Raw genomic sequence first — 20,485 nt, 5'->3', positions numbered from 1 at the left:
ATGCGTTCTCCCAGCTCACCGATCGTTTCCCAATGGGGGAGCCAATGGGTTTTGGCCAATTCATGTCCTGTTGTCGCCGGTCTGTCATCGAACTGTCACGTTGTTCGTTCGGGTGAGCGGATTGCGCCTCAGCTGTGATCTGGAGCACACTTCTTGGCAAGGGTGCGAGGGGTGGCGCTGGTGGATGCGCGATTCACTGTTCTTGGGTCGACAGGAATATGTCTCGGCGGTGCGGTCGACACGCGGTGGGGGCCGTTGAAGCAGCGCGCCATGCTCGCTGCACTGCTGGTGCGGCCCGGTCTGGCGGCCACGTCAGCGGAGCTGGTCGACTGGGTCTGGGGTGCTGACGACGATCTTCCGAAAAACCCCAAAGGCGCATTGCACCTTTATTCCTCGCGCCTGCGACAGGTCCTGGAAAACTTGCCCGACCAGGTGGAATTGATTGTCGCCAACGGCACTTATCGCCTGGATGTCGACCGCAAAACGATAGACTATTTTCAGTTCAAGGCCCGGTTGGAACGAGCGCGTGATCTCGCTCGGCGCGGTGACCACCAGCAGGCCCTCGACTCGGTCAGGAACGCGTTCGCCGTATGGCGCCACCAGCGTCCGCTCGATGACCTGCGCAGCGATCTCGCAGAAGCCTGGCGGCGGCGGGCGGTCGTGAACGTGCAGGTTCCTGCGCTCGACCTGTTGTGCGGTGAATACCTGGTGCTGGGGGAGTGCGACGCGGTGCTGGCCGAGCTCGACGACTTCGCGTTCGACCTCTTCGCCCACCCGGCGCTGCTGAAGCGCAGGCTCGAGGCACTGCACCGGCTGTCGCGCACCGGCGAGGCTACAGAGCTGTTCCTCCAGGCGCACAAGGCGTTCCGGTCCGACTTCGACGACGTCTGTGCGCGAGACCTGCGCGAGTTCCACGAGCGACTCTCCGAACACGGCGTCGCTCCGGTCCAGCCGCCAGCCGCACCGGTCGGCGTGCTGATGCCGCGCCAACTTCCGCCCGACGTCCGGAGCTTCGTCGGCCACGACGCCGCCTTCGCGGCGCTGGACGAGGTAGCAGTGCGGCCGTGCGTTGCGCTGATCGACGGCACCGGTGGTGTCGGCAAGACCGCCTTCGTCGTGCACTGGGCGCACACCCGCACTGAGAGGTTTCCCGGCGGCGTGCTCTTCGCCGACATGCAGGGCTTCTCCAACGGGTCCATTGTGGACGCCGGCATCGTCGTCGACGGATTCCTGCAAGCGCTCGGTGTTCCGCCGGACCGGATCGCGAACCTAGAACACCGCGCGGCGCGGCTCCAGTCGCTGCTGTCCGGCCGGGATGTGCTGGCGGTGCTCGACAACGTGCGCAACACGAACCACGTCCAGTCGCTGCTCCCGTTGCTGTCGAGCTGCGTCGTGCTGGTGACGAGCCGGTCACACCTCTCCGGACTCGCGGCACGGCTGGCGGTCCACCGCGTCCCGATCCGTCCACTCGAGTCCAATGACGCGCGTCGGTTGCTGCTGGAGAGCATCGGCGACGGCAGACGTGACCGGCGCGAGCTCACCGAGCTAGCCAACGTCTGCGACGGACTGCCGCTGGTGCTGAAGGTGCTCGCCAACCACATCGCCGCTCGTCCAGCCGTGCTGCTGAGCGCGTTCCTGCGGCAGTTCGAAGATCGCAGCCTGCTGGATCTCGGCGCGTTGGGCGACGCCGGGCCGTACGGCCCCAAGGCGGTGTTCACGCAGTCACTGCGGGCGCTCAACCCCGAGGTGGGGTTCGTGTTCCGGATGATCGGACTGCATCCAGGCCCTGACGTCACAGTCAGCGTCGCGGCGGCGCTCACCGCGCTGCCGCTGCGACGGGTCGAGGCCGCGCTGGACGCGCTCGTCGAGGCCAACCTGCTGCAGCAGTCCGGGGCGCTCGACCGCTTCCGGTTCCACGACCTGCTGCGCGAGTTCGCGGTGGCACTGAACGAGGATCCCGCCGAGCGGGCGGCGGTCGAGCGCCGCATGGTCGACTTCTACCTGCGCACCGCGGAGAACGCCGACGTGCGGGTGTTCTCGACGCTGGTCCGCGTGCCCACGCCGGACGGTGCCGAGAAGGTCGGCGCCCTGCGGTTCTCCGACGAGGAGTCGGCGCAGCGCTGGTGCGTGAGCGAACGACACAACGTGCTCGCGGTGGTCCGGTTCGCGGCCGAGGCGGGTTATGGAAAGCACGCCGCCCAGATACCGCAGCTCGTGGGCCAGACATTGGTGCGCAGGGGCCGCCTTGACGACGCGCTGACCCTGCTCCACGCCGGGCTCGCGGCACAGGACGAGGACGAGATTCCGGTGCTCCAGCACTCGATCGGCTTCACCTACCTGCAGCGCCAGCAGTACGGGCTCGCCGAGCACTTCGTACACGCGGCCCACATCGGGTTCGCTCGGCGGGGGTATGAGAAGGGCATCGCCGGGTGTCTGCACACCGGCGCTCGAATTCTCGTGGAAACCGGCAACCTGGCCCTGGGGATCGACTCGCACGAACGCGCACTGGCGGCCGTCCGCCGCATCGATGAGCCGGGCTTGGAAACCGCGTTCCTCTTCCGGGCAGGCGAGGCCTATCAACGGTCGATGGATTACGCGCGGGCCGCGTCCTACTACGGCCAAGCCCTCGCTCTCGCACGGGAACAGCAGGACGCCGACGCGGAAGCGAAAGTCCTGTACCTGTTCGGTTCGCTGAGTTTCGTTCGAGAACGAACTGCGGAGGCGCGTGATTATGTGACCGCCGCGCTCGCCAAACAAGCTCAGTTGTACTCGATCGGCGACGCTGGAAGGTCGTGTGTACTGCTGGCGGAGATAGAGCTCGACGCCAAACGTTTTCGCGAAGCCAAATGGACCGCACGCACCGCGTTGCGGCTGTGCGTCCGCACCGGCGACTTGCTGGGTGAGGCGACCGCGCTGCACGTGCTCGGCCGCGTGCTGAGGCTGCGCCCGCCGCTCGACGGCGCTATCGAGGCGTTCGAGCGGGCGCGGGCGATCTTCGTCGACCTGCTCAATCGTGAGCGCGCGGCCCGGATCTCCGTCGAGTTGGAGGAGCTTCAAGTCGATCCTGGAATGCCCGGCACGCGGTGTGGCTCGCCTGTCATCGAGCGCGACTGGCGTATTCTTTAGTTCTCTTGGCCTCAGGGCATAGCTCCGTTTGGCCCCTTCTGGCCAGTAGGTACAAGATCGGGGTTTACTCTCACCTGGATTCGGTATTCCAATCGAGTTGAAATCCCCGACACCTGATATCTACTGAACGGAGTTCAGCACGTTGTCGAAGGTGATGGCAGTGCTGCTCGTCGCGGCCGCTCTCGTCCTGAGCAATGCCGGTTCCGCCGCCGCGAGTCAGATCTGGGTGAACAACGGTCCCAAGCACACGGGTCCGCTGCGCTAGTTCGATATTCCGGGTTCCCCCGTCCGCGAATATCTCGAAAGCAGTTCATGTTTTGCCGGTTGTTCCTCGGGTGGGCGCTGCCCGCCTGAGGAACAACCGGTTCTATCGCAGCAGCTTTGTCCGGATGTCTGCGGCGTTGAGGTGGCGCACGAGGTCGTCGCCAGCCGCGTGCAGCTGGTCGAGCGTCATCGGCTCCAGCCGCTCGAACATGAACAGCGCGGTCCGCGTGTGCTCGGGGATCTGCGTCCGGGTGCACTGTTGCCAGTTCCAGCGGCGGCACGTCACCCCGGCGTCGTCACCCCACACGACCTCGCCGGGTTTGGTCTGCGGCGCGCGAAGCGCTCAAGCCGAGGCGGGGATGTCCGGTACGACGACGAGGCTGACTGCGCGACGTCGCGCCGGCATCCCAGACGTTGCCGATCCATGCGACGACCGCGTTCTCGGTTTCCTCGACCAGCGCGGCGAACTCCTCGTCCGTCAGCCACGCCGCTGCCTGTCGGCAGGTCCCGCGGTCGGCGGTGGTGATCGCCGTCGGCCGCATCCGGTTGCTGCAGTACTCGAGTCTGCTGCTAGCTCGACCAGGAAGTCAGCAGGTGTCGCACGTGCTCGCGCAGTTCCTCGTGGGAGAACTCGGCCGGTGCGGTGAGCATCCGGTAGACCACCGGGCCGACGACCTGCGCGGCGGCCAGCTTCGGCGACGGCATGGCTGGCGCGACTGGCCGGACGCGGTCCAGGACGGTCCGTGCGCTGGCGCCCAGCAGGTCCGCGGCGTGCACGAGGTCCCGCACGGCGGGATCGTGCTGTGCTTCGCCGACCAGTGCGCGGTAGGCCAGCCCGGCGGGTGAGGTCATGAGGAACTCGCTCAGCGCGCGCACATAGGTGAGCAGGTCGTCGACGGCGTCCGGAAGCGCGGGCGTGGTGAGTTCCTCCTCGACGTCGTCGATGATCGCTTCGAGGAGGATCTCGGCCTTCGTCGTCCACCACCGGTAAACGGTCTGGCGGCCGACGCCGGCGCGTTCGGCGATGCCCTTCATGGTCATCGCGGCGTAGCCGACGTCGACCAGCAGGTCGTCCGCGGCGTGCAGGACTGCCCGCCGCGCCCGCTCGCTGCGAGGGCGGCCCATCTTGGCAGTCGCATCGGTAGCCATCGGGCGAACTCTACCGAGACACGGTGTCTCACATGTGTTAGCGTACTTACGAGTCAATGTGACTCGTAAGTACGCCGCCACGGCCCTCGGTGCCGTCCAGGCATTGAGGTGTCACCCCTTGCGTCCAGAGAACGCTCTGCTAGCCGACGTGCTGCGCCGCCGAGCCCGTCCTGCCGTGGCCGGCTCCGCGGCCTCCGTGGTTCACCAGGCGTGCGAAGCGCTGGTGCCGCTGGCCATCGGCCTCGCGGTCGATCACGCCGTAGACGGCGCGCCGCCGGTCGCGATCCTGATCGCGGTCGCAGCGGTGCTGCTCCTGTTCACCGTGCTCGGGGCTGGCGGCGGCCTCGCGTCGTGGGTGCTCAGCTCGACCGCCCTGCGCGAGGCGCACGAGCTGCGGGTTCGCGCGGTCGGCCACGTCCTCGTCGACCCGCTCGCGGGCCGCGAGCGCAGGCCGGGAGAGCTGATGAGCATCCTCACCTCCGACACCAGGGCGACCGCCGAGATCGTGCGGGTCCTGGCCTACCTGGCGTCGGGCTGCGCCGGACTGGCGGTCGCGGTCGTCGTGCTGCTGCGCGTCGACGTGTGGCTCGGGCTCGGCGTCGTGCTGGTCCTGCCATTGCTCGTGCTGGGGATCGACCGGCTAGGCCCGTGGGTCGAGCGCAAGGTCCGTGACAGCAGGCAGGCGGGCGGACTGGCGGCGGCGCTGGCCGCCGAACTCGTCCACGCGCTGCGCCCCCTGCGCGGCTTCGGCGGTGTTCCCGAGGCAGTCCAGCGGTACCGCCGCGCCAGCAGGCAGTCGCTCGACACCATGCTCGACACCGCCTCCGCATCGGCCCTCGTGACAGTGGTCGGTCAGCTCGCGACCGGCGTGCTGCTGGTCGGCACGGCCGCGGCGGCGGGCACGATGGCGCTCTCCGGCCGCATCACCGCCGGAGAGTTCGTGACCGTCGTCGTGATGGCCTCCTTCGTCGCGGAACCGGTGCGACGCATCGCGTCCAGCGTGGAGCAGATCGCCGGCTCCCGTGCCGGCGCGGCGCGAGTCGCCGCTCTGCTGACGACTCGCATCCGTCGATCATCTGGGGCGACCGGCCTTGGACCGCTGACCGTGCGGGACGTGGCGATCGGGCCTGTTGTCGGACTCGAATTCACCCTCGCGCCGGGCGAAGTCCTCGGTGTCGCCACCACCGATCCCGCCGCCGCGGACGCGATCGTGGCACTGCTGGCCGGTCGCGCGGCCCCGTCGTCGGGAAGCGTGGGGTTCGGCGACATCGCGGTTGATGACGTGGACGTGCGCAGGCACGTGCTGGTCGAGCCGCACGCGGCCTACCTGCTCGGCGGCACGCTCGATGCCGCCATCGACACCGGCAGGGGCGCCGACCGCGGCGCGGTCGACCGGGCAGTGGCCGCGGCCGGTGTCGTGGACGTGCTCGAATCCCTTGCCCGCCAGGGCGAAGCGCTGCTCGAAGGCGGCGCGAACCTGTCAGGCGGTCAGCGGCAGCGGGTCGCACTCGCCAGGGCGCTCGCCGCCGAACCGCCGGTGCTCGTCCTCCGCGACCCGCTCACCGCGGTCGACGCCGTGACGGAGGACGCGGTCGCCCGAGGACTTCGCTCCCTGCGGCGGAAGGACGCATTGGGCACGGTCGTCGTCACCACCTCTCCGCCGCTGCTGTCCCGGTGCGACAGGGTCGTGTTCCTCGACGGCGACGGTCCGCCCGTCGTCGCGACCCACGCCCGGCTTGCCGAGATCCCCGCGTACGCCGAGGCGGTGCTGCGATGAGCGCGACCCTGGTCGACCGTCCGGTGTGGACGGAATGCGATGCGCCGGTCCTGCCGATCGCCACCAGCGGACAGACCGCCGCGGGGTTGTGGTGGGCGATGCGGAATCATCCCGCCGACTGCGTCGTGGCGCTGCTGCTGACTCTGCTCACCGGTGTCGGAGTTGTCGCCGCGCCGCTGTTCCTGGGGCGACTGGTGGACGCCGTGCGCGCGGCGGGCCGTCCTGATCTGATACCACTCCTCGTGCTCACCGCCGCGAGTGTGGTGTTCGGTGCCGTGTTCGCGTCGCTGGCCCAGCGCGCGACCGAACGGCTGGGTGCGCGGATCGCGGCGGACTTGCGGGAGCAGGTGCTGGCGTGCGCGTTGGGCATCGAGTCGCGGGTGCTGGAACGCGTGGGGAGCGGCGACATCGCGTCGCGCGTCACCGAGGACGTGGAGAACTTCGTGGCCGCGGTTCCGCTGGCCGCCACGGTGTTCAGCGCGGCGACGACGATCGTTGTGTCGGCTGCCGGGTTCGCGACCGTGGACTGGCGGCTCGCGGTCGCGTTCACCGTGGTGTTCCCGGTGTACTGGCTGAGCCTGCGCGCCTACCTGCCCAAGGCGGGCCCGCTGTACGCGGCGGAACGGCGCGCGGCTGCCGGCCGCGGCCAGGTGGTGCTGGAGTCGCTGCACGGTCTGCCCACCGTGCATGCCTACGACATGGCCGAGCCGCAGACCCGGCGGGTGACGGCCGCGTCGGAACGAACATTGACCGCCGCGCTCCGCGCGCAGCGGTTGTTCATCTGGTTCATGAAGTCGATGAACGCAGCCGAAGCTCTTGGCCTGTCGGCGATCCTGCTCGCCGGGTACTGGCTGGTCGACGCCGGCGCGGTGACGGTCGGCGAGGTGACCGCGGCAGCGTTGCTGTTCCACCGCCTGTTCGACCCGCTCGGCACCGTCCTGCTGTCGTTCGACGACGTGCAGCGGGCGGGAGCGGCGCTCGCCCGTATCGTCGGTGTCACCCTCGTGCCACGGCCCGTGCCCACATCGAACCGGCCCCACGACGGGCCGGTCGGGATCGTGGCGCGCGGCATCCGCCACTCCTACGACGAGGGCCACGACGTCGTGCGTGGTATCGACGTCGAGGTTCCCGCCGGGACGTCGCTCGCGGTGGTCGGGGCGAGCGGTGCGGGCAAGACGACGCTGGCGGGGATCCTGGCCGGGGTGTTCCCGTCGACGTCCGGGCGGATCCTGCTGGTGGACACGCGGGGGAGCGTCGACATCGGCGACCTGGATCCGGGCCAGGTCCGGGATTGGATCGGCATGGTGTCCCAGGAGACGCACGTGTTCGCGGGCACGCTGCGCGACGACGTGGTGTTCGCCGCGCCGGACAGCACCGACGAACAGGTTCACGCCGCGTTGCACGCGGTCGGAGCGGGCCCGTGGGTCGTGGCGTTGCCCGATGGCCTGGACACCGTGGTCGGGACAGGAGGGCATGCGCTGACCGCGGCGCAGGTCCAGCAACTTGCGCTGGCCCGCCTGCTGTTGCGCGACCCGCCCGTGGTCGTGCTGGACGAGGCCACGGCCGAAGCGGGCAGTTCCGGTGCCCGCGACCTGGAGCAGGCCGCCGCGGCACTCCTCGCGGGCCGGACCGCGGTCGTGGTGGCGCACCGGCTCACCCAGGCGCGGGCATGCGACCGCATCGCGGTCATGGCGGACGGCCTCGTGGTCGAGCTCGGCACGCACGACCAGTTGGTCGCACAGGGCGGGCGGTACGCCGACCTGTGGAGCGCGTGGTCGCGCCGCTACTGAAGGGCGGTGGTGTTTCTCCATCTGAAACGGCCTATGCCCCAACAAGGAGCGCACCTACGGCGTCTCTGTCTGCACTTCGCGGGCGATGAACTTCTTGTTGCAGAAGGCTCCCCGGTGCCCAGGACACCTGTCCTTGTGGTGGAAGTAGCCGTTGCGTGTGGCACGGCCATACGCCCACCGTGTGGTCGGGCCGAAGTCACGCGCGATCCTCGGGTAGACCGGCGTCGCTGTGCACCACATGAAATGCTCACGGGATCCAGGAGCGAGTACGGGACCAGGCAGTTCACCGCTCGTCCTCCTTCTGGTGTGGCTGAGCTCTACGGGCTCGTGCGGTCTCGCCACGCCCGTCACCCGACCACGGTCGGAGGACCTGAGGTGATGACCGCGCCGAGAATGATCAGGACGAGGGAGGACGTCGACACCCTTGCCACGATGGTCATCAAGCCGATCGCATACTCCGCGACCACACCCGCAACGATCAGGCGCGCGACAGGCGCAGGACCTGGCACACCTGGTTGGAGGAGGCGCCTCACGGCCGTGGTGACGTCGTAGCCTCTGCGTGGGCAAGATCGTCCATATCGGACAGTGACGAGCAATCTCCTGTCGTGATCAGTCCAAGGGACGGCTGAGGACTGTGAGTCGTGGCCGTGGGTCGTTGGCCCCTTGCAGCACCGCGTAGAGGTACTTGTTGTCATCGGACCACGCGAGTCCGCGGTTGGCCAGAACGTCGCCGTCGAGCCCGAACGATCGGGTCGGGTTGGTCTGTCCCGTGCGGAAGATGTTGATCGCCTTGTTGCGCGTCGTGTAGGCGCCGGTGGCGAGGTGGATGCCGTCCTCGGAGGCGACGATCGCGGCGGGGTGCGGGCCGGTGGCGTACGAGCCTCGTCCTGACAGGTCGGCGGTTGCGAACGCCTGCACGGCTGTGCGTGACCCGGCCGCGGTGAACAGTGTTGCGGCATCCGGGCTCAGTGCGACATCGGTCAGGTTGCTACCGGCCACCCCGCCCGCCGCGCCCGGCGTCAAGGCTCCGTTCTCGGCTCGGTAGATCTGCAGGTGCGAGAGGCTCGTGGCGGGCTGTCCGGCGACGACGGTGTTGTTCGCCGCGGTGACGAAAGGCGCGTGCTGGAACAGGGTGTCGCCGTGCTGGGCGAGGCTGACCGGCGGTGTCGCGGCCGGGTCGAGCTTGCCGATGCCGCCGTCCCACGAGTTCGTGCACCCGTAGCCGAACCAGATCTGACCGCCTGCACGGGCGAGGTGGGTCGGGCACGTCTGCGATCCGGTGGGGTAGCGCGCGATCTCCTCGTACGTGTGAGTGCTGATCGCGCTGATCGCGTCACCGGCGGCCTGCGCCACGTACAGCGTTGTGCCGTCCTCGCTCAGCAGCAGTCCTGTTGCGCCGTACTGGTTCTCGATCTTCTTGTTGACGTGGCCGTGCCGGTCGACGACAACAACGCCGTTCGACGAAGTGCCGCCGCTGATGAAGACTCGTCGTTCGGCGTTGTCGACGACGAGATCGCCGAAACCCGGCAGTGGCAAGACTTCGGGCTCGCTCGCCTGAGTCGGCGACACCATCGCCACCGTGAACAACAGCGCGCAACCGACTACGTACAGTCTGTGAATCATCATGTCGAACCCCCGGACCCCAGATGTCCACAAAGGACACATCCCCCTTGCGGTTCGATAGTCCACCCTGCCGCTTGGTCAACACAACGTCTTGCCTCTGGATTGAGCTGAATGGTGGATAGCGCCGGTCCGGAGCAGTTCTATCGTCGATAGTTGCCGACTTGGGGGATTGTGCGCGGCCCGGCAGAGGGAGCCGGGCTCGGGTTCTTGATTTCGTTGTCACACCAGGGTTGTGATGACGTTCCTCGGCTGCTCTCCCATGTTCGCAGGGGGAGGACAGCTGTGCGGAACCTACGGAATCTCCGTGTACTGGCGACAGCGACCGCGTTGCTGCTCGGCGCAGTTGTACCGGCACAGACGACTACCGTCCCGGCCGCTGCCGCGACACGGGCTCCTGAGCCTCGTGTCACTGAGCGATGCACGCCGCTTCCCCTTGCGGGGACACGTGAACAGACGCCCGTCGGGGCGCCTGCACCCAGGCCGGTGCGGTCGGCCAGTGAGACGTCGGCCACCTACTCGGCTCTCTTGACGCCGCAGCGGATGATTCCCGGCGAGGAGTACTCGGTCGACGTCGTGTTGACGAACACGACCGCCAAACCGTGGCCGAAGGCCGACTTCGTCCTGTCCTACCACTGGCGGTTGCCGGACGGCACCGATGTCACGAAGCCGTCCAACCGTGCGGAAACGGCTCTGCCCGGCGACATCGCACCGGGGCAGTCCGTGACGGTCAGGGCGAAGGTCAAGAGCCCGATCCAGGCCGACCTCGGCAACCAGCGGGAGTCCTTCGTTCTCGCCTGGGACCTGCGCAACAAGCGCAGCGGCAAGTTCCTGTCGGAGACCGACGGCGTGCCGCCGCTGACCCAGCCCGTGACAGCGGAGTTCCCCACCTCCAACCAGTTGGGGCTGGAGAAGTTCTACCAGTACACGGGCTTCGGTGCGGGTGCCGGCTGGACCGCCACGGTCAACCAGTACTCCGGCAACGCGGTCATCGGCTACAACGCCTACGCGAACCCAGGGCGTGGTCTCAACACGTTCGTCCGGCTGACCTACAACAGCAGGGACAACTCGAACTCCTACGCCGGGACCGGGTGGTCGTTGACCACGTCGACACTGCACCGTCTCGGTTCCCCGTTGCAGTTCCACGGGCAGCTGCTCTCCGGCGACCACCCGGCGAAGGTCACCCTCGTCGACGGCGACGGCACGAGCCACCTGTTCGAGCTGAACAAGAACGGCAGCTCCGACAAGCGGCGGTGGACCTATGACAGCCCCGCCGGCGTCCACCTCTACCTGCAGCGCACCGGAAGCCAGGACAAGAGCCGCACCTGGGTCATGACCCGGCCGGACCGCACACGCGTGTTCTTCGACGCCGACGGCTACCAGACCGCCTTGGCGGACAAGAACTCCAACGAGCTGAAGTTCACCTATGTGCGCACCAACCACGGAAACCGCAACACGGGAGTGCTGACCGAGGTCACCGACGCAACCGGGCGCCGGGTGCTCAGCCTGGACTACTACCAGCACGGCGACGACTTCTTCTCGTTCGTCGACGACCGCAAGGTGTTCGGGCGCAACCTGACCAACACCTCCATCGAGCACCAGCTCCGCTCCATCACCGACATCAGCGGTCGCAAGATGACCTTCGCGTACAGCGATCGGGGCCAGCTCCAGGAAGTCGTCGACGGCGCCGACACGCCGGACCAGAAGATCTTCTCGTACTTCTACGCCGACCCGAGGGACCCGGACTCGCGGATGGTGCGGATCAACGACCCGCTGGGCAACGGAACCCAGTTGAAGTACCAGGACGGTCAGATCAAGGAGCTGGTCAACCGCCGCGGGCACGCTGCCACGTTCGACTACGCCGATGCCGACGGCGACGATGGTTCGGCGATCTTCTCCGATGTCACGGACGCGAACGGCAATCGCACGACCGTGCTGATGGACGGTTACGGCAGGCCGACCCAGCACAAGAACGCCAAGGCCGAGGTCACCGATCTCGCCTGGGATGACGACAACAACGTCCGCGTCCTGCGCGAGCCCAACGGCGCGACCACGACCTTCCGCTACGACCCCAAGACCGGTTACCCGCTGGAGATCACCGACGCCGAGGCGCACGTCCACAAGACCGCGCCCACGAAGCTCGGCTATCGGACCGGGCTCGACGGGTACACCGCCGACCTGGTCGACAAGACCACGCCAGAAGGTCGCAAGTGGACGTTCGACCACGATGACCGGGGCAACCTCACGTCGGTCACGGACCCGAAGAACTTCACGACCAGGTACGGGTACGACGACTTCGGACAGCTGGCCTCGGCGACCGATGCGAACAACCACACGACGCGGTACGAGGACTTCGACCCGGTCGGCTATCCGCGCAGGACGATCGACGCGCTCGACTGCGCCATGACCGCGGTGTACGACGTCGTCGGCAACGTCGTGGCCGCCACCGACGCCAAGCAGAAGACGGGCATCTACACCTACGACGTCTTCAAACGCCCCGCGGGATCGAAGGTGCCGAAGGACACCGGCCGATTCATCATCACCCCTGGACCGCAGTACGACCTGAACGACAACGTGCTGAGCAGCACGGCGCCGAACGGCGCGGTGACCGCGGCGGTCTACAACCAGATGGACCAGCGGGTCTCGGTCACAGCTCCGAAGGACGACGCGACGAGCCAGGTCAAGATCAGCACGTTCGAGTACGACGCGGTCGGCAACCTGGTGAAGAGCGTCGCACCTGAAGGCACTCTGACCAAGGACAAGCCGAACGATCACGTCACCACCTTCGGCTTCGACGAGCTGAACCGTCTGACCTCCACCACGAACGCGATCGGCGACGTCGCGACCGTCGGCTACGACGTCGTGGGCAACGCGGTGGAGACGATCAGCCCGCTGGGCAAGAAGACGAAGTCCGACTACGACCTCAACCACCGGTTGACCAAGGTCACCGACCCCGACAACCACAGCAAGGCCTCGCAGTACGACCGCGACGGCAACGTCGTCGCGTCGATCGACCAGAAGCAGACGAAGACCGTGCTGGTACTGGACGAACGTGCGGCCGTGCGCGAGGTCAGGGTGCCGCACAAGGCAGGCGTCGACCGCGTCACCCGGTACGAGTACGACCCGGTGGGCAATCGCACCAGGACCATCACGCCGAAGGGCGTGGAGACCGAGGACGACCCCGACGACTTCGTCGAAGAGATCATCTACGACGAGCTCAACCGCACCAAGGAAAAGCGTGCTCCGTTCGACAAGGACGACGCTCGGGTCAAGACACCTGACAGCACCTTCTTCTCGTTCGACGCGGTCGGCAACCTCGTGGAGACCAGTGCTCCGCCCTCGGGTGACCAGGCCGGTCGCAACGTCAGCAGGAACACCTACTTCGACAACGGGTGGCTGCGCAGCACCACGGATCCGTGGGGCATCCGGACCGAGTACGAGTACGACCAGCTCGGCAAGCAGACCAAGCGCACGGTGACGGCAGCTGGTGGTTCGTCCACCCGGTCGATGGAGTGGGAGTACTTCCAGGACGGCAAGCTCAAGTCCCGCAAGGACGATGGCGTCCCGGTGGGCAAGGACGTGCTGGTCGTCGACAACTCCGACCCGGTGACCGAGGCCAAGGGTGACTGGGGGATCGCGGGATCCGGCGAGGGACACGAGGGCTTCGACTACCGCACGCACAACGCGGGCAGCGGGAACGACACGTTCAGCTGGTCCGTCGACGTGCCGCGCACCGGCAAGTACGAGGTCTTCGTCCGCTTCGCGGCCGAGGCGAAGGCCACCAACGCGACCTATGCGGTCGAACACGACGGCGGCGTCGAGAACAAGACGGTCGATCAGACGCAGCAGGCCGGTCAGTGGGTGTCGCTCGGCAGCTTCGGCTACACCGAGGACGCGATCAAGAAGATCACGTTGTCGGACAAGGCCGACGGCACGGTCGTGGCGGACGCGGTCAAGCTCGTGCGGGATGGCACCGGGGAGGTCGATGACGAGCAGAAGCGGTTCACCTTCGCCTACGACGCCAACGACAACCTCCGTGAGATGACCGACACGAGTTCGGGCGCGAAGGTCACGCGGTATCTGGTCGAGTACACCCAGCTGAACCAGGTGAAGAAGGTCGACGAGGTCGGTGCTGCCACGAAGAGCACCACCTACGTCTACGACCCCGACGGCAACCTCAAGACCCGCGAGCACCCGGCGCAGTCCTCCGCGTTCGACTACGACAACAGGGGCTTCCTGGCGAAGGTCACCACCACCGACAAGACGCCCAGCGCCAAGCCGCAGGTGGTGACGTTCGACTACACCGAGCGCGGGCAGTCCCTCTCCGAGACGAAGGCCAACGGCAACAAGGTCGTCAACGACTACTACCTCGACGGGCAGCGCAAGCACACGATCGAGCGCAAGTCCGACGGCGCCGTCGTCAACGAACACACCCTCGAGTACGACGCGAACGGTCAGCGCACCAAGGACATCGCGAAGACGATGAACGCCGACAACCACTCGGCGTACCTCGATCGCGTGCACACCTACGAGTTCGACCCGGTCAGCCGGTTGCGGAAGTCGGTGAAGTCCAACCTGGCCGGCAAGGAGCTCGAGACCGAGTCGTACGTGCACGACGCCAACGGCAACGTCGTCGAGCAGACGGTCGACAACAAGAAGACCACGTTCTCCTACGACCGGAACCGGCTGCTGTCGTCGACGATCGAAGGCGTCAAGTCGACGAGTTCCTACGATCCGTTCGGGCGGCTGGACAAGGTGACCGCGCAAGGCAAGGTCATCGAGAAGTACCGCTACGACGGGTTCGACCGGATCACCGAGCAGCAGAAGCTCAAGGGCGGCACCGCCGACCGGGCCACGATCCGGTTCAGCTACGACCCCCTCGACCGCACCACAACGCGGGTCGAAGGCGGCAAGAGCACCGACTACACCTACCTCGGCCTCACCTCGGACGTGCTGACCGAGGAGCTCGCGGGAAAGCTGCGAAAGTCCTACCAGTACAGCCCGAACGGCAAGCGGCTGTCCCAGGTGTCGCACGCCGATGACGGCACGACGGAGACGGCGCAGTACGGGTACAACCCGCACACCGACGTCGAAGTGCTGACCGACGACAAGGGCGACACCAAAGCGACGTACGGCTACACCGCGTACGGCAAGGACGACGAGGAGTCGTTCACCGGTATCGACAAGCCCGACGTGCAACAGCCCGGCAAGGAGCCCTACAACTTCTACCGGTTCAACGGCAAGCGCTGGGACAGCACGACCGGCACCTACGACATGGGCTTCCGGGACTACAACCCCGGCCTGAACCGCTTCGTCAGCCGCGACAACTACAACGGTGCGTTGTCCGACCTCAACCTGGGGCTGGATCCGTGGACCGGCAACCGCTACGCGTTCGCGGGCGGCAACCCGATCACCGGTGTCGAGGTCGACGGCCACGGCATCTGCGCGGACGACGCGTGCAACTACGTCTGTTCCGCTGAGTGCTCCAACGAGGAGGCACAAACACTCTCCGACCGGATGGCCGCCGACCGGGAAGCCGCGGAGCTGGCGGAGGACCAGCGCGAGTGGACCGAGAACAACGCACCGAAGACCAACGACCGCTCCCGGCTCCTCAGCTGGTTCTACGCGTTCCCGACGAACTCGTTGCTCGCCGTCGACGGCTCACCGGGGAACTTCTGGTCGCCACAGGTCGGTGAGGACGGCAAGGCCTCGAACGTCTGCTTCGGCCGCACCGGCTGTCAGAAGGCGTACATCCACCTGCTCAAGAACCCGGACGACATCGCTGGCGCCAAGGACATCGCCGCGAACTACTGCGTCCGCAACTTCGACGAGTGCAACTCGGACGCGGCCGCTTACTCGGCGGGTGAGCACTTCAAGGAAGTTGCCCTGCTCGGCTTGGGCGGGGGAGCGATCCGCAGCTTCGCCAGGGGACTGGGCGTCACCGCCAAGGGATTCGGTGGGCTGAGCAGGGCGCAGGAGTTCGGCCTCAAGCCCTACAAGGGGTTGCGCACCGATCTGTCCGGCACCGGACTGCAGGCACATCACCTGTTGGAGAAACGATTCGCGAGCGTGCTGGGACAGAAACAGGGGGACATGCTGTCCGTGGCCGTGACACCCGCTGAACACCAGGTGTTCACCAATGCCTGGCGGCAGGCCATTCCGTACGGCGCGGGCACTGCCAGCGCGACACGACAGCAGATCATGGACGCGGCCAGAGTCATCTACAAGGACTATCCAGAGATATTGAAAGCACTGGGTTTGTAGGATGCACTCATGAAGATCGAGCATCGGGTGTCGCTCAACTCGACGCCGGAGATTCGTGCGGAGCTGGCCGAACTCGGCGTTCCCGCCGGCCCGGAGAACGAGCCCGCCAGCCGCATGATCACCTTCACCGTGGAGGAGACGGCACCTCACTGGCCGGAGATCGCTGAGCTGATCGATCGGTCCGGTGCGCTGGACGTCGTCAGCACCAAGTTCACGAAGAAGGAGATCGAGCAGGCCGGCCACGTCCAACTCGAGCCGTCGTGGCATCACGGATACCCGCAGCCCGAGGACGACTACCTGAGCGCCACCTACGACCTCTCCGACTACTGCGAGGAGTGCGGGATCGGCGCGAGGCAGAAGGCTCCATTCCGGATGAAGGGAGAGCCGAAGTGGGGTAAGAAGTCCCTGCTGCAGCTCAACTGGATCTTCGACGAGTTCTTCGTGACACCCGCGCTGTGGGAGGCGGTGTTCCGCCCGCTCGGTGTCCCGCGCCAACCCGTGCTGGGCAAGAACGACGTGGAGCTGGCCACGGTTGTGCAGCTTGTCGTCGTAGACGAGGTCCAGATCGACTCGAGTGGGCTCGCAGCAACACGTTGCCCCTCCTGCGGCCGGGTGAAATACCTACCGGTGACCCGAGGGTTCTTCCCGGCGCCTGTGGGTGATCCCGGCGCGCCTCTGGTGCGGACCATCCAGTACTTCGGCAGTGGCGCTTCTGCCTTTCGCCCGGTCGTCGCCGAACAGCGCGTCGCGCGTGCGCTGTCGGACCACAAGGCCCAGGGAGCCTCACTCCGTCCAATCAGCTTCACGAACGCCTGACCCTACGAACCTTGATGACGTCACGCCAACGGTTCGCTAGTGGCGAGGCCAGCGTTGACGGACGCAGCGGGGCGGGTTGCCGCTGACGATCTTCTCGAACAGTCCGCCACGTGCGCGTACCACGTCGAGTAGCCGGTGGCGGCGTTCAGCACGTGTGCGTCGGTGCGGCCGAGCCCGTTGGCCCGGTGCCGACGATGCCACCATCCACCAGACAGTGGTGCTGGTGGCAGGGCACCGGCGGGACGCTCGAGTGCTGCCGGTGGGTATCGAGGTTTTTCGCCGCCGGTGCCCGCCTGTAGGTCAGGTACCCGTGTCGCGCGTGGTGTCACGCGAGCGCCGTCGATCGCCCCGTGATCAATGTGGACGGCGGGAGGTGTAGACGGTGGGCTCCAGGGGTACCTCGTCGAATGCAGGGTGCAGGGCTGTGGGAGCACAGGACCTGTCGGCGCCTTGCCGGTGGTGCGGCGCGCTCGGGGCGCGTACGGGGGCACTATCGGCGAGGCGCCGACCTCTGTTCACGGTGCGCCGATCACCGCCGGGACTTCGATGCCGTCGTCCGCAAGTCCGTCTGGAGGGGAGAGCGGGCGGTCGAGCGGGTACGCCTGTCGTGACTCGATCACGGAGGTGTGCACGGTGGCGAAGCACGATCAGCGAGACACGCGCGACGCGCGCGTTGCGGAAACCAATGATCGGCCGGACAAGCCGACGGAGTTGTCCAAGCATTCGTGGTGGCAGGTGCTCAGGCGCACCGTGAAGGAGTTCCAGCGGGACAACCTGACCGACTGGGCCGCGGCCTTGACCTACTACGGCGTTCTGTCGATCTTCCCCGGTCTGGTGGTGCTGACCGCTGTGCTGGGCCTACTGGGACCGTCGGCGACGCAGACGGTGATCGACAACATCAACACGGTCGTGCCCGGCGAGGGCAAGAACGTTCTGATCAACGCGATCCGCGAGCTGCAGCAGTCCAGCGGGGCGGCCGGGCCGCTGGCGATCCTGGGGCTTGTTGGCGCGCTGTGGTCGGCGTCGGGCTATGTGGCGGCGTTCATGCGGGCGTCGAACTCGATCTACGAGATGCCTGAGGGCAGGCCGGTGTGGAAGACCTGGCCGCTGCGGCTGCTGCTCACTGTGGCGGTGGTGGTGCTGCTGGCGGTGTGCGCGCTAGGTGTTGTCGCCACCGGGACACTCGCGGAACGGATCGGGCAACTGCTCGGCATCGGTTCGACCGGGGTGCTGGTGTGGGACATCGCCAAGTGGCCGGTGATCGCGGCGTTGGTGGCGCTGGCGTTCGCCCTGTTGTACTGGGCCGCGCCGAACGTCAAGCATCCCGGCTTCCGGTGGTTGAGCCCAGGAGGCGCGCTGGCGGTGCTGGTGTGGGCGCTGGCCTCGGTGGGGTTCGCGATCTACGTGGCCAACTTCGGCTCCTACAACAAGACCTACGGCTCACTGGCCGGCGTGATCGTCTTCCTGGTGTGGCTGTGGATCTCCAACATCGCCGTGCTGCTCGGCGCCGAATTCGACGCCGAGCTCGCCCGCGGTCAGCAGATCGAGTCCGGTCAGCCGCCTGAGCAGGAGCCGTTCCTGCCTGCGCGTGACACCCGCGCCATGGACGAGGACCCGCCACCCGCTACCGACGGTTGACCATCGACCGACCGGGGTAGGCGTTAGTCGAGCACCGAGTGAAGTGAAGGGACACCTGTCATGACGAGCGAGCCCGGCGCGGGACCGGTGTGGCGGTGCTGCTGGTCGCCGGTGTGCTGGCGCTCGTGGCGAACAAGCAGGTCCGGGCCGCTGTTCCGCGTGTTCCGGAGGACGCCATCACCAGCGTGAAGGACCTCGAAGCCGTCAAGGAAGGACTGCACCGATGACCAGCACACCCCGCAAACCGACCGGCACCGCCGTACCGGGCGCGACCACGCCGAGGACCACCGGCAAAACCACGAGGCCCACCGCGGCGTCCGCCGCGAAGCCGACCACGACGCCGACGGAGTCGGCCGAGCCGGCGGAGATCCAGCGCGACATCGAGCAGACCCGTGAGGAGCTCGGTGAGACGGTGGAAGCCTTGGCGGACAAGGTGGATGTGCCGGCGCGGGGAAGCGACAAGGCGCAGGATGCGGCCGACACGGCGCACGCCAAGGCCGACGCGGTGAAGCAGCAGGCGCAGGCCACGGCCCAGCGAGTCACCCACCAGGTCCACGACGGAGCTCACGCGGTGGCAACCAAGGCCGAGTACGTCGCGGGTCGAGCTAAGACTCTGACCAATCAGGCCCTGGACCAGCTTCCGCCTGCGGTGCGCGAGCGCGTCGATCGGGTGGCCACCACGGCACGGCAGCGACCGGTACCGGTCGCACTGGCGGTGGTCGTGATGGCACTGGTGCTGCGCCGGCTGCTGCGCCGCACCTGAGAGCACGCCCAGCCAGACCCAGGAAGGCCGCACCGGCCAAACCGCGAGCACACCGCCAGCACCGCACCCCCGCAGCAATGACCGCACGGTCCAGTCGTGCGGCACCGCCCTACTCGGTGAGAGGAACCAACATGGCAGCGAAGTTCGAGATCTACACCGACGGACACGGCAAGTTCCGGTTCCGGCTCAAGGCCGGCAACGGCGAGGTCATCGCTGTCGGCGAAGCCTACGAATCCAAGTCCAGTGCGCTCAAGGGCATCGACTCGATCAAAACCAACGCCGCCGCAGCCGAGATCGTCGACCAGACCCAGAGCTGAACACCAGCGGCAGCCGTCTCGTCAGCGTGGCGACGATGCCGCCCAGCACGACTCCAGCGAGCACATCGGTGGGCCAGTGCACCCTGGTACGCACCCGCGAGTACGCCACCACCACGGCCACCGGTGCCACCACGACTCCCAGCACCGGCTTCTCCAACCCCAGTGCCGTGGTGAACGCGGCGGCCGACGTGGCATGCGCCGACGGAAACGACGACGAGTCCGGCCGCTCGGGCAACGCCTGGCGGGCCGGCAGATGCCCCGCACGAGGCCGCGGCCTATACGGCAGCAACCAGCCCAGCAGATGACTGGCCACCGACGCCACCGCCACCGCGGTCACACCCCGCACCGCCGCACGCCGGCTGACCCCGGCCCGCACGGCCAACCCCGCCGCGATCACCAGCCACAGCACACTGCCCCGAGCGGCCGTACTCGTCGCGATCACCCACCAGCAGGGAGCACGTCCCGAAGGCGCGCCGCTCTCCCGCACCACCGCACTCTCCACCCGATTGACCTGCTCCGCACCACCCGCCACAGCACCTCCACACCCAGCACAACCCGCCACGTCGGCGTCGTCGTCGCTCATATCCGTGTGGCCAGGTCGATGGTGAGTGCCACGAGCGCACATTCTCCCGTTCCTGGCGGTGGCCGGTACCGATCGGCTGGCAAGTCGAAGCCCCAATCCGACCGTCCTACGGCAGAGTTGGGCTACCTCCGTGCCCGCGCAAAGCACAAGGGCGCCGAGCTGCCCGATCTGTGGCTCGCCGACCGCGGCGGCCGGCCACTGAGGCCCAACGGCATCAAAATAATGATCAAGCGCCGCGGACTCTCCGCTGGGCTGACCGGTGTACACGCGCACCGGTGGCGGCACAACTTGCGCACGAGTGGCACGTAATCGGTGCGGCCTGGTCAGCGGGTCGCCAGGCCTTCCCTTGCGGGGCATCAGGTTCAGCGGCCCGAACTC

13 protein-coding genes are annotated in these 20,485 nt (G+C 67.3%); 9 read left to right on the top strand and 4 right to left on the bottom strand.

Annotated elements, in window-relative coordinates:
* Positions 1-255: 255 nt before the first annotated feature.
* Positions 256-3,126 carry a BTAD domain-containing putative transcriptional regulator gene (locus tag FKR81_RS02085; protein ID WP_146349141.1) on the top strand — a complete coding sequence of 957 codons (2,871 nt, stop codon included), beginning with the start codon at positions 256-258 and terminating at the stop codon, positions 3,124-3,126.
* A gap of 367 nt (positions 3,127-3,493) precedes the next feature.
* Here the strand turns inward: FKR81_RS02085 and FKR81_RS02080 are convergent, their stop codons facing one another.
* Both FKR81_RS02080 and FKR81_RS02070 read right to left on the bottom strand, forming a co-directional pair.
* Positions 3,494-3,697, bottom strand: coding sequence for a hypothetical protein (locus FKR81_RS02080; RefSeq protein WP_146349140.1), 204 nt, complete (start codon positions 3,695-3,697; stop codon positions 3,494-3,496).
* Positions 3,698-3,960: 263 nt separating this feature from the next.
* The gene (locus FKR81_RS02070; RefSeq protein ID WP_146349138.1) at positions 3,961-4,539 is read right to left on the bottom strand and encodes a TetR/AcrR family transcriptional regulator; all 579 of its coding nucleotides are present in this window, start codon (positions 4,537-4,539) and stop codon (positions 3,961-3,963) included.
* A 118-nt stretch (positions 4,540-4,657) separates the two neighbouring features.
* Between FKR81_RS02070 and FKR81_RS02065 the strand changes: the two genes are divergently transcribed.
* On the top strand, positions 4,658-6,316 hold the full coding sequence (locus FKR81_RS02065) for an ABC transporter transmembrane domain-containing protein (RefSeq protein WP_146349137.1): 1,659 nt from the start codon (positions 4,658-4,660) through the stop codon (positions 6,314-6,316).
* The gene (locus FKR81_RS02060) at positions 6,313-8,106 is read left to right on the top strand and encodes an ABC transporter ATP-binding protein (RefSeq protein WP_146349136.1); all 1,794 of its coding nucleotides are present in this window, start codon (positions 6,313-6,315) and stop codon (positions 8,104-8,106) included. Before FKR81_RS02065 ends, FKR81_RS02060 begins: the two co-directional genes overlap by 4 nt.
* A gap of 609 nt (positions 8,107-8,715) precedes the next feature.
* Here the strand turns inward: FKR81_RS02060 and FKR81_RS02055 are convergent.
* Complete coding sequence (locus FKR81_RS02055; protein WP_146349135.1) at positions 8,716-9,732, bottom strand: YncE family protein; 1,017 nt, start codon at positions 9,730-9,732, stop codon at positions 8,716-8,718.
* Positions 9,733-10,212: 480 nt separating this feature from the next.
* Here FKR81_RS02055 and FKR81_RS02050 point away from each other — a divergent pair, with 480 nt between their 5' ends.
* From FKR81_RS02050 to FKR81_RS02030, 6 genes are all read left to right on the top strand, one after another.
* On the top strand, positions 10,213-15,990 hold the full coding sequence (locus FKR81_RS02050; protein ID WP_146349134.1) for a golvesin C-terminal-like domain-containing protein: 5,778 nt from the start codon (positions 10,213-10,215) through the stop codon (positions 15,988-15,990).
* A gap of 9 nt (positions 15,991-15,999) precedes the next feature.
* The gene (locus tag FKR81_RS02045; RefSeq protein WP_146349133.1) at positions 16,000-16,806 is read left to right on the top strand and encodes a hypothetical protein; all 807 of its coding nucleotides are present in this window, start codon (positions 16,000-16,002) and stop codon (positions 16,804-16,806) included.
* A 633-nt stretch (positions 16,807-17,439) separates the two neighbouring features.
* Positions 17,440-18,444 (top strand): YihY/virulence factor BrkB family protein, encoded by a 1,005-nt coding sequence (locus FKR81_RS02040; RefSeq protein WP_235921205.1) that lies wholly within the window; start codon positions 17,440-17,442, stop codon positions 18,442-18,444.
* Between the two features lie 89 nt (positions 18,445-18,533).
* Complete coding sequence (locus FKR81_RS43210; RefSeq protein ID WP_186762698.1) at positions 18,534-18,671, top strand: hypothetical protein; 138 nt, start codon at positions 18,534-18,536, stop codon at positions 18,669-18,671.
* Complete coding sequence (locus FKR81_RS02035; RefSeq protein ID WP_146349131.1) at positions 18,668-19,207, top strand: DUF3618 domain-containing protein; 540 nt, start codon at positions 18,668-18,670, stop codon at positions 19,205-19,207. The genes FKR81_RS43210 and FKR81_RS02035 overlap by 4 nt, the downstream gene beginning before the upstream one ends.
* A 131-nt stretch (positions 19,208-19,338) precedes the next feature.
* Positions 19,339-19,524, top strand: a complete 186-nt coding sequence (locus FKR81_RS02030; protein WP_146349130.1) for a YegP family protein — start codon at positions 19,339-19,341, stop codon at positions 19,522-19,524.
* Here FKR81_RS02030 and FKR81_RS02025 read toward each other — a convergent pair.
* Complete coding sequence (locus FKR81_RS02025) at positions 19,475-20,026, bottom strand: phosphatase PAP2 family protein (RefSeq protein WP_186762697.1); 552 nt, start codon at positions 20,024-20,026, stop codon at positions 19,475-19,477. The genes FKR81_RS02030 and FKR81_RS02025 overlap by 50 nt on opposite strands.
* Positions 20,027-20,485 lie beyond the last annotated feature (459 nt).

The organism is Lentzea tibetensis (genome assembly GCF_007845675.1).
Classification (GTDB): domain Bacteria; phylum Actinomycetota; class Actinomycetes; order Mycobacteriales; family Pseudonocardiaceae; genus Lentzea; species Lentzea tibetensis.
Note: the sequence above shows the minus strand (reverse complement) of the source record. Positions and strands in the feature narration are given on the sequence as shown.

What these genes read in the sequence shown, in the direction of transcription:
- FKR81_RS02070 (WP_146349138.1), bottom strand. Translation starts at nt 4,539, where the DNA reads ATGGCTACCGATGCGACTGCCAAGATGGGCCGCCCTCGCAGCGAGCGG.
- FKR81_RS02060 (WP_146349136.1), top strand. Translation starts at nt 6,313, where the DNA reads ATGAGCGCGACCCTGGTCGACCGTCCGGTGTGGACGGAATGCGATGCG.
- FKR81_RS02055 (WP_146349135.1), bottom strand. Translation starts at nt 9,732, where the DNA reads ATGATGATTCACAGACTGTACGTAGTCGGTTGCGCGCTGTTGTTCACG.
- FKR81_RS02045 (WP_146349133.1), top strand. Translation starts at nt 16,000, where the DNA reads ATGAAGATCGAGCATCGGGTGTCGCTCAACTCGACGCCGGAGATTCGT.
- FKR81_RS02035 (WP_146349131.1), top strand. Translation starts at nt 18,668, where the DNA reads ATGACCAGCACACCCCGCAAACCGACCGGCACCGCCGTACCGGGCGCG.
- FKR81_RS02030 (WP_146349130.1), top strand. Translation starts at nt 19,339, where the DNA reads ATGGCAGCGAAGTTCGAGATCTACACCGACGGACACGGCAAGTTCCGG.